This is a genomic window from Streptomyces sp. NPDC058401, from assembly GCF_042722885.1.
In the GTDB taxonomy this organism is placed as follows: Bacteria; Actinomycetota; Actinomycetes; order Streptomycetales; family Streptomycetaceae; genus Streptomyces.
This window is the reverse complement of sequence record NZ_JBHXKA010000183.1, coordinates 1-13,034: the sequence shown is the minus strand read 5'-3', so window position 1 is coordinate 13,034 and position 13,034 is coordinate 1. Positions and strand designations below refer to the sequence as shown.

Here is a 13,034-nt window from a genome sequence, read left to right as displayed (position 1 = left end):
CGAACGACCCCTACTCGGCGGGGGCGGCCTCCGGCAGCAGTCCGGCCGCCTGCCGCTCCAGCACCAGGGCTCCGTCCACGAGCTCGGCGCAGGCGTCGAAGAGCTCCCGCCGACCCTGGGCATCCGCCGCGGGGTCCGCCGCGCGGGCCAGCTCCGCGAGCCGCGACCACTGGCGCCCCGAGTCGCGGAAGAGGGCGGCCGCCTCGGCGTGCCCGGCGAGGTCGAGGAAGTCCGCGTACAGCGGCCGGGTGGCGCCCGGGGCCGTCCATTCCTCCTCCAGGCAGGCGTACAGCCGCTGCGTGCCGAGCGCGAAGGCCTCGGGGGTGGCGAAGCGCCGCTCCCAGCCCGCCTTGGTGCTCGTGTCGCGCAGCTGCGCGGCGAACTTCTCCATGCCGGAGAAGCCGAAGTTGACGTCGAAGTGGTTGCCGAGCACCGGACCGGTGAGGCGGGAGACGGTGGCGGCGATCGCCGCGTCCAGGTCGGGTTCGCCGGCCGGCTTCCCGGTGGTCACCACCATCTGGTGGCGGCCCTTCTTGTGCCCGGACCAGGCCGCACCGAACTCCTCGCGGCCGATCGCGTACGGGCCGCCCGCCCCGTCCAGACCGGCTGCCGGGTCGTCGACCCGGAAGGTGTCCCCGTCGTAGCCGACCAGGGCCACCACGTACGAATCGGCGGCGGCCAGTTCTGCCACCGGGGCGGGTCCGTGCCAGGGCAGGGCGGACCGGTCGACGGTGCAGAACACCGGCGCCCCGGCGTCGAGCGCGGCCTCGACCCGGTTCCAGCGGGGCTTGGCGCTGCGCGTGGCCTCGTACGGGATGCGCAGGCGGCCGAGGGCGACCTGGACCCAGGGGTCGGGGTGGGCCTGGGCGACGATCGTCGGGATCGGCGGCCGGCCGGCGTACTCGAACACGAAGTACATGAAGCCGATACCGCCCGCCAGGCCCGCGACCAGGGCCTCTTCGTGCACGCTGCCGAGCGCGTGCCGGATCAGCGTGGCCTCGCGGTGGTGTCCGGGGGCGAAGTCTTCATATACGAGCGCAGTCATGCGGTCAGCGTAGCCGCGCCGCGGACCGTCGGCCGCGACGCGAGTTCCTGTACAGTTGTCCAGGAAGTTGGAGGAGCCGTCCTCCGGCTCATCGCGCCCCCTGGGAGGTGGCCGTGCACACGGTCGCAACGATCCTCATCGGCCTCGTCGCCGCGCTGCACGCCTACTTCCTGGTCCTGGAGATGTTCCTGTGGCAGCGGCCGCCCGGCCGCGCACTGTCCGGCTTCGACGCCGACACCGCCCGCCTGACCGCCCCGCTCGCCGCGAACCAGGGCCTCTACAACGGATTCCTCGCCGCCGGCCTGGTCTGGTCCCTGGTGATCGACTCGCTCGCCACGCAGATCTTCTTCCTCGTCTGCGTGATCGTCGCCGGGGTGTACGGGGCCGCGACCGCCAACCGCCGCATCCTCCTCGCCCAGGCCCTGCCCGGAGCCCTCGCCCTGGGCGCGGCACTGCTCGCCGGATGACCCCGCGCACCGACGGGGGGACCGACGGGCGGACCGGCCCGCGGACGGACCCGCAGGCCGACCCGCAGGCCGACGGGCGGACCGCCCCCCGGACCGACCCGCGGACCGCCCGCACCAAGGAGCGGCTGCGCGAGGGCCTCCTCGCCGAGTGCGCGGACCGGCCGCTCGGCGAGGTCAGCGTCTCGGCGGTGGTCCGCCGGGCCGGCGTCGGCCGGGCCACGTTCTACCTGCACTACGAGGACCTCACCGCGCTCGCGGTGGACGCGTGCGCCGACGTCGTCCACGCGGCGGTCGACGCCCTGCACGCCTGGCAGACGGATCCGTCCGCCCTCCCCCCGACCCGGCCCCCGGCCGCACTGGCCGCCTTCCTCGGCGACGCGGCCGGCCGGGCACCGCTCTACCGCACCCTGCTCCTGCCGGGCGGCGGCGGCCCGCTCGGCGAACGCCTCTACCGGGAACTGCGCGCCCGCAGCCGGGCCGAACGCGCCGCGGTGGGCGCCCCGCGCCCCGAACTGGTGGCTTCGGCGGTGGCCGCCACCTTCACGGCCGTGCTCGCGGACTGGCTGCACGGCGACCTGCCCGGCGACCTGGCGGACCCGGCCGCGCTGGCGGACCGGATCTGGCCGCTCCTCATCGCCCTGCACCGGGCGGGATGACCCAGGCCATCAAGACGACCGGCACCGTCACCGTGACACCGGACGCGCGCCCACGCTAGTGGCCGGTAGGACCGTCTTCCGCCGTCAGCCCGGTCTCGGCCATGACCCGGGCGACGGTGTCCTCCAGCGAGTGCTCCGTCCCGATGACGCTCTCCCAGTCGCCCGGCAGCAGGTCGAGCGGCCGGTACCACTCGCGCATCTGCGCCTCGCCGACCTCGGCGCCCTGCGGCTTGCCCGCGTGCCGCCGCAGGGTCTCGTCGAACGGCACGTCCAGGTAGTAGAAGTGCGTCGGCCCGCGGTGGGCGCGGCACAGGGCGTCGAGCATGGGGCCGTAGCGGTCCGCGTAGAGGATCCCCTCGACGATCACGTGGAAGCCGTGGTCGAGCGCGTAGCGGGCCACGCTGCCGATGAGCCCGATGTTCGCCGCACCCGGCGTGTCCCGCTCGCGCAGGACGACGCGGCGCAGGTTGTCCTGGCCCACGAGCGCGAGGCCCCGCCCGTGGCGGTCGCGGATGCCCTCCGCCACGGAGGACTTGCCCGCGGCGGAGTTGCCGCGCAGCACGATCAGCCGGGTGTCCGGCGTGCCGGTCATCATCCGGCCCACGCTACCCGCCCGCGCCGGACGCGCGTGGGCCCCGCCGGAAGATCCGGCGGGGCCCACGTCACGGACCGGGCTCGTGAAGCGGCGCTAGCCGATGGGGACCACCTGCTCCGCCTGGGGCCCCTTCGGGCCCTGCGTCACGTCGTACTCGACCTTCGCGCCTTCCAGCAGCTCCTTGAAGCCGGTGCTCTGGATTGCGGAGAAGTGCACGAACACGTCGGGACCGCCGTCGTCCTGCTGGATGAAGCCGAACCCCTTCTCAGAGTTGAACCACTTCACGATGCCAGTTGCCATCTGTACTGATCCTTCACAACGTTCCACCGGCCGCACACACGGCCGGTCCCGATCCTGCCCATTGATCGCCCCGAGCACACGCCAAGCGCGGCCAACCGGGGTGCTTCCGGATATTCGAACTTTCCTCCGCCCCGTCCGTGAATCGGGGGAGCAGGCCTTCGCGCGGGCCCCGGCAAGGGGCCCGGCGGGGCGCTCCGGAGGAGTCTTCGAGAGGGGACGGACATGGGCGAGCTCGCGACGTTCCGGGTGCCGGCTCGGATCACGGGAACGACGGCGGACATCATGCTCGGCGGGGCGATGGTCCGCGCCTGGCAGCGCGACGGGATCTTCCAAGTGGCCGCCGACGGACGGCAGGAGGCCCGTACGCGGGCCGCGCTGGCGGCGAGCCGGCGGTTCTTCGCCCGGCCCGCCGAGGAGAAGGCCCGCTACCTCAACGACACCTCGTACAGCGGGTACACCGCCTCGGGCGAGGAGGTGACGGCCGGCCGGCCGGACGCCTCGGAGATCTTCACCATCACCCCCGACATCGCTCCGGCCGAGGCCGGGGGCCTGCCCTGCCACGGCCCGGTCCCCTGGCCCTCCCCCGGCTACCGCGCGGCCATGGAGGCCTACCTGGCGGGCGTCGGCGGGCTCGGCGAGCGGCTGCTGCGGCTCGTGGCCCTCGGGCTCGGCCTCGGGCCGGCCGGCATCGACCGGCTCGCGGGCCCGACCCGCGGCGGCTGGCACCACATGCGCGTGCTGCGCTTCCCCGCCGCCGGGCGGACGTCGGAGCGCGGGATCGGGGCCCACACCGACTACGGGCTGCTCGTGATCGCCGCGCAGGACGAGGTGGGCGGGCTGTTCGTGCGGCCTCCGGTGACGGGAGAGGACCGTCCGCGCAACTGGCTGCCGGGCGAGAGCACGGCGGGCTTCGCCGAGGACCGGCCCGGCTGGACCGCGGTGCGGCCCGTGCCGCGGGTGCTGACGGTGTTCCCCGGGGACATCCTCCAGTTCGTGACCGGCGGCGCCCTGCTGTCCACTCCGCACCGGGTGCGGCTGGCGGACCGGGAGCGGTACGCCCTCGCCTACTTCCACGAGCCGCGCTTCGGTGCCCGGATCCGCCCCCTCGACCCGGCGCGGGTCCAGCAGGGCGGGTACGGCGGCGCGGAGGCCGCGGTGATCCACTACGGGGAGCACTTCACCCGGATGTTCATGCGGTGCTATCCGCAGCGGGCAACGACGCGGCGGATCGAGAGCCAAGGGCTGCTGCGGCACCTCGCCTCGGCCCGCTGAGCCGGCAGCCCAGGCAGTCGGCGTGGCCGGAGTGCGCGACGGTGTCGCGGACCCGCCAGTCCCACTGGCTCTCCGGCCGGGGACCGCTCGGCTTGCCCCAGCCGGCGAGGTGCAGCGCCCAGGTGACGAGGGCCGCCGCCCCGACGACCCCCAGGCCGATCCAGATGCCGGGGGTCCAGGCGGCGCACACGGCCGCGCCCGCCCCCGCGGTTCCCACCAGGGCGATCGCGGTGCCGGTCCATCCCGCCACCGTGTGGCCGAGGTCCACGTGGCCGTGAGCGCTCATCGTTCTCCCCTGCTTCGTCTGCTTCGTCGGTTCAGTAGGCTCGAATGGCGTTCTCTTACGGAGAAAGCCATTTATCTCACGAGCTAAGTAACTTAGATGCTAAGGAGTAACCGCGTGCAGGGCAAGCCCCGCCCCGCGGCCACGGTCCAGGAGGCGCTGACGCGCATGGACCGGTACGTCGCTCTCGGCATCGTCGGCCAGCAGGAGGTGGCGCAGCTCCTGGGGCTGAACGTCACCGATCTGACCTGCCTCGGCCACATCCTGGGCGCAGGTGAGGACCCGCTCGGTGCGGGCGACCTCGCCGAGCTGACCAACCTCACCACCGGTGCGGTGACCGGGGTCCTCAACCGCCTGGAGCGCGCCGGATACGCGAGCCGCCAGCCCGATCCCGCCGACCGGCGCCGCGTACGGGTGGTTCCGGAACCGGCCGCCGCCGCACGGATCTTCGCCGTCTACGAGCCCTTCTACGCCCGGCTCGGCGCACTGTTCGCCGAGTACACCCCCGACGAGATCGCCGTCATCGCCGACTGGTTCGGGCGGGCGACGGCCGAGGTCACCGCCCATCTGGACCGGGTACGGACCGGGGAACTCGGGCCCGTGGCCCCGTAGGCCCGATGGTAAAATTCGCCTTTTGGAGACGTTCGCGTCGCGCTCCCGATCATCTTGACCAAACATTTCGCCCCACCATTTTTGACACGCGTCTCACGGAAGGTTCTGCATGAAGAACCCGTCACCTCATGGGCGCTTCGGCATCAAGCCCGGAGCGAAGGCAGGCCCGAAGGGCGGTGCGAAGGGCGGCGGGAAGACCCCGCGGACCCTCGGCCCCCAGGGCGAGTACTCAATGCCCCGGACGACCACGCCGGCGCTGCCGCCGGTGGAGTCCTTCTCGGAGCTCGGCCTGCCCCCTGAGCTGGTGACGACGATGGCCGACCAGGGGGTGGCGGAGCCGTTCCCCATCCAGGCGGCGACCCTCCCCAACTCCCTGGCGGGCCGCGACATCCTCGGCCGCGGGCGGACCGGCTCGGGCAAGACCCTCGCCTTCGGCCTGGCCATGCTGGCCCGTACGGCGGGACAGCAGGCCGATCCCAAGCGGCCGCTCGCACTGGTCCTCGTACCGACCCGCGAACTGGCGCAGCAGGTGACCGAGGCCCTGGCCCCGTACGCGCAGGCCCTGAAGTTGCGCATGGCCACGGTCGTCGGCGGCCTGTCGATCGGCAAGCAGACGGGCGCGCTGCGCACCGGCGCCGAGATCGTCGTGGCCACCCCGGGGCGGCTCAGCGACCTCATCGGGCGGCGCGACGTGCACCTGGAGCGCGTGAAGATCGTCGTCCTCGACGAGGCCGACCAGATGTGCGACATGGGCTTCGTGCCGCAGGTCACCGAGATCCTCGACCAGTGCCACCACGCCGGCCAGCGGATGCTGTTCTCCGCCACGCTGGACCGCAACGTGGACGCGCTCGTCCAGCGGTACCTGAAGGACCCGGTCGGGCACTCCGTGGACCCGCAGTCCGCTTCGGTGTCCACGATGGACCACCACGTGCTGCACATCCACGCCGCCGACAAGGTCTCGGCCGCGACCGAGATCGCCGCGCGCGAGGGCCGGGTGCTGATGTTCCTGGACACCAAGCACGGGGTCGACCAGTTCGTGAAGCACCTGCGGGCCATGGGCGTACGAGCCGAAGGGCTGCACAGCGGGAAGTCGCAGCCGCAGCGCACCCGGACGCTGGGGCAGTTCAAGGACGGCCTGCTGAACGTCCTGGTCGCGACCAACGTCGCCGCCCGCGGCATCCACATCGAGGACCTCGACCTCGTGGTCAACGTGGACCCGCCGGCCGACAGCAAGGACTACCTGCACCGGGGCGGCCGCACCGCGCGGGCCGGCGAGTCCGGCAAGGTCGTCACCCTGGTCACGCCCAACCAGCGGCGCGACATCGTCCGGCTGATGGCCGACGCCAAGATCCGGCCGACCATCACCCAGGTCCGCTCCGGCGAGGCCGCGCTGAGCCGCATCACCGGTGCGAAGGCCCCCTCGGGCGTGCCGCTGGCCGGCGCCGCGGCCACCGATGCCAAGGGCCGGCCTTCGGGCTCGGACCTGGGCTTCCGCGGGATCGGCACCCGGCCCGGGCGGCCCGGCAAGGGCAAGGAGTCCCGCAAGACCATCGAGGCCCGGCAGGCCGCCGAGGCCCGTGCGGCGGCGCGGGTGCGGCGCGGCACGAAGTAGCACGCCGGGAGGGCCGGGACCGCGGGTGCGGTTCCGGCCCTCCGGTGTGTCCCGGGCGGCTCAGGAGCCGACCGCGGTCCGCCTCAGCAGCCGCTGCGCCGCCGCGTTGCGGACCCGGCGGGTCCGGGCGCCCGCGGCGAGCAGCCGCAGGGCCTGGTCCGCGTGCAGGTACTGGGCCGCCGTGCGCTGGCACCAGTCGGAGGCGGCGAGGAGCTCCGCCGCGGACCAGGGCTCGCCCCGCGTGACGGCCTTCAGCAGGGTCCACTCGCGCAGTCGGCGGGCAGCAAAGGTGCGGCCGCCCAGGGCGGCGCCGATGGCCTGCGCCCAGGCCGGGAAGGCCTCGTCGGCCAGCAGCCCGGCCGCCCGCCGGTCGAGGTGCGTGACCACCGCGCTCTCTGCCATCACCAGGTCCGGGTCGCGCAGGACGGCGGCCACGGCCTCGGCTTCCCCGGGCTGACCGGAGACGGCTGCCAGGTTCTCCAGGTGCCGGGCGTAGCGCCAGTGCTCGGACGGCCCGTTCGCCGACACCGCGCCCGTCGTCCCCTCGGTCCGGCGGTCCGGGCCGCCTTGGCGTATCTGGTGCTCGCTTCTCCCCATGCTGCCATTCCACACGACACCGGTGAACGGCGAGTTGTCAGGGTGGCATCAAGCTCCCGTGAGGCGGCGACGGTGGGGACGGCGAGGGCTCAGCGGAGCCGGTCGTCCCGCATCTGCGCAGGTCACAGGACCATTACGTGATCACGGTCCGGCTTGTGCCGCATCGGTGACGCCCTGTGAGATGGAGCGGAACCAAGAGCATGGGCGGGGGCCTGACATGACGGAACCGGCGGATTTTCTCGCGCGACTGCGCGCGGACGGACAAGACCAGGGGCGGGACCAGGGGCGGGGCGAGAGCCGGAGCCAGGACCGGGGGCAGGACCGGGGGCAGGGCCAGGACCGGGGGCGGGTCCCGCGCTGGGCACAGGGCCAGGACCAGGGGCAGGTCCCCCGCTGGGCGCAGAGCCAGGACCAGGACCCGCGCGGGGCGCAGAACCAGGAGCCGGCCCAGCTCCCACACCGGGCTCAGGGCCCGGATCAGGGCCAGGTCCTGCAAGGGGCTCAAAGCCAAGATCAGGGCCAGGTCCTGCACTGGGCGCAGAGCCAGAGCCAGGACCAGGACCAGAGCCAGGTCCCGCAAGGGGCTCAAAGCCAGGAGCAGGACCAGGACCGCGGAGCGGCCTTCCACGCCGACCAGCGCCGACGGCGCGCAAGGCGTCTGTCCGTCGGAGCGGTCGCCGCCCTGGCGCTCGCCGGTGTCACCGCGTGGCTGGTGACCGCCCCGGAGGAACGATCCGACGGCAAGCCCGGCGCCGCCGCGCTCGACGAGCAGGCGTGGCCCGATGACTGGCCGGCCACGACGGGCCTGCCGCTGCGCGGCTCCCCCGCCCGCACCTGGGCGACCGAGAAGGAAGAGCTCCCGCTGCCCGCGGCCACGGCGGTCGGTGCGATCCCCAAGGAGAAGGTCTCCGACGGACTGCGCCGGGCCCGGGAGTTCCTGGTCGCGGCCAATCTGGATCCGGAGGTGCTCCAGGGCGCCTGGCCCGCCGACGCCATGGAGCTGCTCGATCCGCTGCAGCCCGCCCGCGCCGAGCTGACCGAGCACCTGCGCGAGCCGGGGCTTCCGGACGCCGACCCCACCGAGCTGTTCACCCGCTTCGACCCGGCCCGGCTTACTCCCGCCCTCGGCGGCATCAGGGTGCGCGGCCGGATGACCTACGAGGCCGGCGGCGCGCCGGGGCAGATCACGATCCACGCCGACTACACCTTCGTCTACGCCGTGCGGCGCGTGGCCCCGCGTCCGGAACCGGGGCCCGCGCCGGGCACGGAGGAGGTGGCGCGGGTGGTCGTACGGAGGCAGCTCGTGCTGCTCTACGCCGCGTCCGAGTCCCCCGGTGTGACGGCCGGGAAGCTGGTTCCGGCCGGGTACCGCCGCCAGCTCGGCAACCACGACTGCGGCACGGTCGACGGTTTCGTCCACCCCTACTTCTCCAGGGAGGCGGCCGCCGCCGCGCGGCCGTGGCCCGTGGTCGACCCGTACGACGACAGCAAGGACATCCCCGACGGGCGGCCGAGCTGCACCGTCCCGTCACGCACCTGACCCCACCCGCCCCACCGGTCCCGCTGCCCCGCGCTCAGCCCCCGTGGCTCTCGTATCCGCCGGAGCCCTGGTCGTTCGCGTGCCCCGGCTCCGGGAGCGCGGCGCCGGTCTCCAGGAGGGTCTTGAGGCTGGACGCGAGCATCGGCCAGGCGCGCCCGCACATGCCGATGAGGGTGCCGCCCGGTTCGAAGCCCTCGTGGAGGATCGTGAGCCGGGCGAGCGTGTCACCGACCGGCTCGATCTCGTACGTCACCTTCGTGCGCCGCTCGCGGGCCAGCTCGGCGCGCAGCTCCTCGGCGACGCCCACGGAGGCGGCCCACTGCGGGGTGAAGGTGTGCCAGGTGTAGGAGAGCAGCCGCTCCGGTACGCACTCCAGCACCACCTGCTCCGGATCGCTCGTCCGCGCCCCGCGCTCCACCCAGGCCATCGTCGAGCCCACCCGCCAGTCGGTCTCGAAATCGAGCCCCCAGTAGCGGCGGGTGAACGCGGGCTCGGTCAGGGCCTGCCACACGCGCGCGGGGTCGGCCTGGACGTAGACGGTGTAGGTGATCGCAGTCTCGCTCATCCCCTCATGCTGCGGGACCGGGACCCGCGGACCGGGGATTGAGCCGCTCCGCGCTCACCAGTGGCAGCCCTCCGCGGGGAGTTCCGTCGGCGGGGTGCGGGGCGGCGCCGGGAGGGAGAGCTGGGCGCGGGCGGTGTGGACGGCCGCGAGTTCCTCGTGGCCCGCCGGGCCCCAGTCGCTGAGCTCGCGGACCTGTTCGGGGGTGGCCAGCAGCCGTGCGTACGCCGGGTCCGGGCCCGGGGGCAGCGCCGTGAGCCGGGCCGCGGTGCGCGGGTGGGCGCCCTGGTCGGCGTACCGGTACCCGAGCGGGAGCGCGCCCGCGGTGCGGCCCGCCGTCGGGGGCGGGAGGTGGGCGGCGCCGGTGGCGCGGGCGACGAGCAGCAGGACGCGCCCGTCGGGGGCGAAGAGCCAGCCGGCCGGATCGCGCGGCGTCAGGTGCGCGGGGGCGGGGCCCGGGTGCCAGGTGCCGTGCAGCGGGACGCGGCGGCTGCGCAGGACGCCGAGCCGGTCCAGGGCGGTGGGGGTGGTGGGGCGGCCGTCCTCCAGCAGGGCGGCGCCTCCTCCGTTGATCCGGGCCCGGAGCGCGGACAGGGCGCGGCGGGCGTCGCCCGCGTCCATCAGGGCGGGCAGCTCGGCCGGCTCGGCGAAGTGGACGGCGGTGATCTCCTGGGCGGGGAGGCGGACGGAGTCGATGCGGTCCCGGGTCCAGGTACCGCCGTCGAAGACGTAGAGGATCTCGCCGGGGAACCCCATCCCGGGCGGCATGCCTGGCGCGTCGGCCGGGATCCAGTCGACGGCGAGACCGCGCGGGTAGCGGCCCTCGACGCCGAGCTCCTCGTGCACCTCGCGGGCCGCCGCGGCGGCGGGCGCCTCGCCGGCGTCCACGGCGCCGCCGGGCAGCAGCCGGTCGGGCCGGTAGTCGACGCTCTGCACGAGGACACGGCCGTCGGCATCGGTGACGAGGACGACGGCCCCGGTCCAGAGGGTGGCGCGGGAGGCCCCGTACTCCTCGGGGGTCATCCACGTGCCCGTGCGCTCGGTCACGTCCTCGTCGGTCAGCTGCGGCATCGGACTCCATTCACCGTAGGGGCACCGCGGGGGCGCCGTGCTGCCCCGTCGCGCCGGCAGCGCGGCCATCGCGCGGGCCTCGGCGGGGCGTTCCGCACGGGTGGCCCCGCGGGCTGTGCAACAGCGCGGACGTCCCCCGGGTTACGGAGATCAACACATTCCCCTTTGCCACCCCTATACCTCCTTATTACCTGGTTACACGGATCTTGCTACGTTCCCGGAGCGGACTGGCGGCATGAAAACCGCCGGTCCGACCACTTCACCGGACCGAGGAGAGACCCAGACATGCGACGCGCACCCCGCAGGGGCACCCGGGCGGCCACCGGAAAGCGGTGGACGGTCCCGGCCGTGGCCGGCGTGGCGGGCGGCGTCGCGGTCCTCGGATTCGGTGGGCTGTACGCCGCGGGCCTGCTGCTGGCGGGCGACGACATAGCCGCCGGTACGAAGGTGCGCGGGATCGACATAGGCGGGATGAGCCGCGCCGAGGCCCGGCAGACCCTGAACCGTGCGCTCGGCCCGTCCGCCGCGTCCCCGCTGGCCCTGCGGATCGGGGAGCGGACCGAGCAGGCCCAGCCGGCGACGCTCGGCCTGTCCCTGGACACCGGCGCCACCGCGGACCGGGCGGCCCGCTCCGGTTCCGACCCCGTCAGCGTCATCGGCCGGCTGTTCTCTTCCGGCGATCCCGCCGTGGAGCCCGTGGTCCGGCTCGACGAGAAGGCGGCCCGCTCCGCCCTGGACGGGCTCGGCGCGAAGACCCGGCAGGAGGCCCGGGAGGGCTCGGTCTCCTTCGAGAAGGGCAAGGCCAAGGCGGTGGCCCCGGTCACCGGTACCGAGCTCGACGTCGACGGCTCCCTCGGCGTGCTCCGCTCCTCCTACACCCGTCCCGCGGACGCCGGGCCCGTCGTGCTCCCCGTCAAGACCACGGAGCCCCGCATCGGGCAGCAGGAGACGGAGCGGGCGCTGAAGGAGTTCGCCGAACCCGCGGTGTCCGCGCCGGTGACCCTGACCGTCCAGGGCAAGCGCATACCCGTCGGCCCGGCCGTCCTCGCCAGGCACCTGAGCCTCAAGGACGACGGCCGGGGCCGCCTCGCGCCCGGCCTCGACGCCAAGGCCCTGCTCGCCGACCCGAAGCTGGCCGGTCCGCTGCGGCAGGCCATGCCGGGACCCGTCGAGGCGAAGCTGCGTACGGACTCCGCCGGGGCGGTCTCCGTCGCCGAGGAGGGCCGGGCCGGACGCCGGGTCGCCGAGGGGGGCCTCTCCGCGGCCGTACTGCCGCTGCTGACGCGGGCGGGCGCGGCGGAGCGTACGGGCGAGGTCGCCACGGAGGAGGTCCGGCCCACGCTCACCCAGGACACGGTCGGGCAGCTGGGCATCAAGGAGGAGGTGTCCTCCTTCACGGTCGACTTCGAGAAGGCCCCGTACCGCACGACGAACATCGGGCGGGCCGCCGAGCTGATCAACGGCTCGCTCGTGCTGCCCGACGAGACGTGGAGCTTCAACCGGCGCGTCGGTGAGCGCACGAAGGAGAACGGTTTCGTCGACGGCCTGATCATCAACAACGGCCAGTACGAGAAGGCCTCCGGCGGCGGTGTTTCGGCGGTGGCCACCACGGTCTTCAACGCGATGTTCTTCTCCGGGGTCAAGCCCGTCGAGTACGGCGCGCACTCCTTCTACATCGAGCGCTACCCGGAGGGCCGCGAGGCCACCGTGGCCTGGGGCAGCCTGGACCTGCGCTTCGCCAACGACTCGGGCAAGGCCCTCTACATCCAGGCCGAGGCGACCGACACCTCGGTCACCATCACCTTCCTGGGGACCAGGCAGTACGACGAGATCCGCGCGGCCAAGGGTCCGCGGACGAACGTCAAGCCGCCCGCCACCCGCACGGGCACCGGCCCGAAGTGCGAACCGCAGTCCCCGCTGGAGGGCTTCGACGTCGCCGTCGACCGGGTGTTCGTGAAGGGCGGGCAAGAGGTCAAGCGGGAGACGATGAAGACCCGTTACACGCCGAGGGACAGTGTGACCTGCGGCTGATCCCTCCTCTCGGGGGATCCGGGCCACCCGTGCGGGTGAGCGCGTACGGGGGCGCGGGCATCCGTCGGGCAGGGTGGGCGGATGGAGTCGCGCCGGGGACCGTGGATGCCCCTGATGATCGTCGCGCTGGCCTTGGCGGCCGGGTGTGTGACCGGATGTGTGACCGTGGGTCCGGCCGGGCCGGGGGCCGGGTCCGGGAGCGAGAACGGGAACGGAGCACGGTCCGTGCCGACGGAGATGCGGACGGCCCTCCCGGGACCGGCGGCGGAGGCCCGGCCGCTGGGGACGCTGCCGGAGGTCGCAGCGGATCCGGATGCGGATCCGGATGCGAACGCGGATCCGGATCCCGTGCCGGGTGCCTCGACTCCCCGGCCCGGGAGCGCAGTTGCTC

Annotated in this window: 14 protein-coding genes; 7 read left to right on the top strand and 7 right to left on the bottom strand. The window is 74.0% G+C overall.

Going from position 1 to position 13,034, the window contains the following annotated elements; translation table 11 throughout:
- Positions 1–10: 10 nt before the first annotated feature.
- The gene (locus tag ACFWNV_RS36725; RefSeq protein ID WP_383955704.1) at positions 11–1,045 is read right to left on the bottom strand and encodes a BtrH N-terminal domain-containing protein; all 1,035 of its coding nucleotides are present in this window, start codon (positions 1,043–1,045) and stop codon (positions 11–13) included.
- A gap of 113 nt (positions 1,046–1,158) precedes the next feature.
- Here ACFWNV_RS36725 and ACFWNV_RS36720 point away from each other — a divergent pair, with 113 nt between their 5' ends.
- Together ACFWNV_RS36720 and ACFWNV_RS36715 are read left to right on the top strand one after the other, a co-directional pair.
- The gene (locus ACFWNV_RS36720; protein WP_254381581.1) at positions 1,159–1,512 is read left to right on the top strand and encodes a DUF1304 domain-containing protein; all 354 of its coding nucleotides are present in this window, start codon (positions 1,159–1,161) and stop codon (positions 1,510–1,512) included.
- Positions 1,509–2,168, top strand: coding sequence for a TetR/AcrR family transcriptional regulator (locus ACFWNV_RS36715; protein ID WP_383955700.1), 660 nt, complete (start codon positions 1,509–1,511; stop codon positions 2,166–2,168). Before ACFWNV_RS36720 ends, ACFWNV_RS36715 begins: the two co-directional genes overlap by 4 nt.
- A gap of 55 nt (positions 2,169–2,223) precedes the next feature.
- On the opposite strand, the gene ACFWNV_RS36710 is transcribed toward ACFWNV_RS36715, so the two are convergent.
- On the bottom strand, positions 2,224–2,760 hold the full coding sequence (locus tag ACFWNV_RS36710) for an AAA family ATPase (RefSeq protein ID WP_383955706.1): 537 nt from the start codon (positions 2,758–2,760) through the stop codon (positions 2,224–2,226).
- A 96-nt stretch (positions 2,761–2,856) separates the two neighbouring features.
- Positions 2,857–3,063 carry a cold-shock protein gene (locus tag ACFWNV_RS36705; RefSeq protein ID WP_383955698.1) on the bottom strand — a complete coding sequence of 69 codons (207 nt, stop codon included), beginning with the start codon at positions 3,061–3,063 and terminating at the stop codon, positions 2,857–2,859.
- 222 nt (positions 3,064–3,285) lie between these two features.
- Here ACFWNV_RS36705 and ACFWNV_RS36700 point away from each other — a divergent pair, with 222 nt between their 5' ends.
- Entirely contained in the window at positions 3,286–4,335 is a 1,050-nt protein-coding gene (locus ACFWNV_RS36700; RefSeq protein ID WP_383955695.1) for a 2-oxoglutarate and iron-dependent oxygenase domain-containing protein, read from the top strand.
- Here the strand turns inward: ACFWNV_RS36700 and ACFWNV_RS36695 are convergent.
- Complete coding sequence (locus tag ACFWNV_RS36695) at positions 4,253–4,621, bottom strand: HGxxPAAW family protein (RefSeq protein ID WP_383955692.1); 369 nt, start codon at positions 4,619–4,621, stop codon at positions 4,253–4,255. The two genes, ACFWNV_RS36700 and ACFWNV_RS36695, sit on opposite strands and share 83 nt — an antisense overlap.
- Positions 4,622–4,735: 114 nt before the next feature.
- On the opposite strand from ACFWNV_RS36695, the gene ACFWNV_RS36690 reads away from it, so the two are divergent.
- Together ACFWNV_RS36690 and ACFWNV_RS36685 are read left to right on the top strand one after the other, a co-directional pair.
- Positions 4,736–5,230: a MarR family transcriptional regulator gene (locus tag ACFWNV_RS36690; protein ID WP_383955689.1), complete on the top strand. Its 495-nt coding sequence runs from the start codon at positions 4,736–4,738 to the stop codon at positions 5,228–5,230.
- Between the two features lie 109 nt (positions 5,231–5,339).
- Positions 5,340–6,842, top strand: a complete 1,503-nt coding sequence (locus tag ACFWNV_RS36685; protein WP_383955685.1) for a DEAD/DEAH box helicase — start codon at positions 5,340–5,342, stop codon at positions 6,840–6,842.
- 60 nt (positions 6,843–6,902) lie between these two features.
- Here ACFWNV_RS36685 and ACFWNV_RS36680 read toward each other — a convergent pair whose 3' ends face one another.
- Positions 6,903–7,439: a hypothetical protein gene (locus tag ACFWNV_RS36680; RefSeq protein WP_383955683.1), complete on the bottom strand. Its 537-nt coding sequence runs from the start codon at positions 7,437–7,439 to the stop codon at positions 6,903–6,905.
- 217 nt (positions 7,440–7,656) lie between these two features.
- On the opposite strand from ACFWNV_RS36680, the gene ACFWNV_RS36675 reads away from it, so the two are divergent.
- On the top strand, positions 7,657–8,979 hold the full coding sequence (locus ACFWNV_RS36675) for a hypothetical protein (RefSeq protein WP_383955680.1): 1,323 nt from the start codon (positions 7,657–7,659) through the stop codon (positions 8,977–8,979).
- Between the two features lie 34 nt (positions 8,980–9,013).
- On the opposite strand, the gene ACFWNV_RS36670 is transcribed toward ACFWNV_RS36675, so the two are convergent.
- Both ACFWNV_RS36670 and ACFWNV_RS36665 read right to left on the bottom strand, forming a co-directional pair.
- Positions 9,014–9,544, bottom strand: coding sequence for an SRPBCC family protein (locus tag ACFWNV_RS36670; RefSeq protein WP_383955677.1), 531 nt, complete (start codon positions 9,542–9,544; stop codon positions 9,014–9,016).
- A gap of 54 nt (positions 9,545–9,598) precedes the next feature.
- A complete protein-coding gene (locus ACFWNV_RS36665) occupies positions 9,599–10,612 on the bottom strand; it encodes an NUDIX domain-containing protein (protein WP_383955674.1) in 1,014 nt (337 codons plus the stop codon).
- A gap of 285 nt (positions 10,613–10,897) precedes the next feature.
- Between ACFWNV_RS36665 and ACFWNV_RS36660 the strand changes: the two genes are divergently transcribed.
- Entirely contained in the window at positions 10,898–12,643 is a 1,746-nt protein-coding gene (locus tag ACFWNV_RS36660) for a VanW family protein (protein ID WP_383955671.1), read from the top strand.
- Positions 12,644–13,034: the final 391 nt, after the last annotated feature.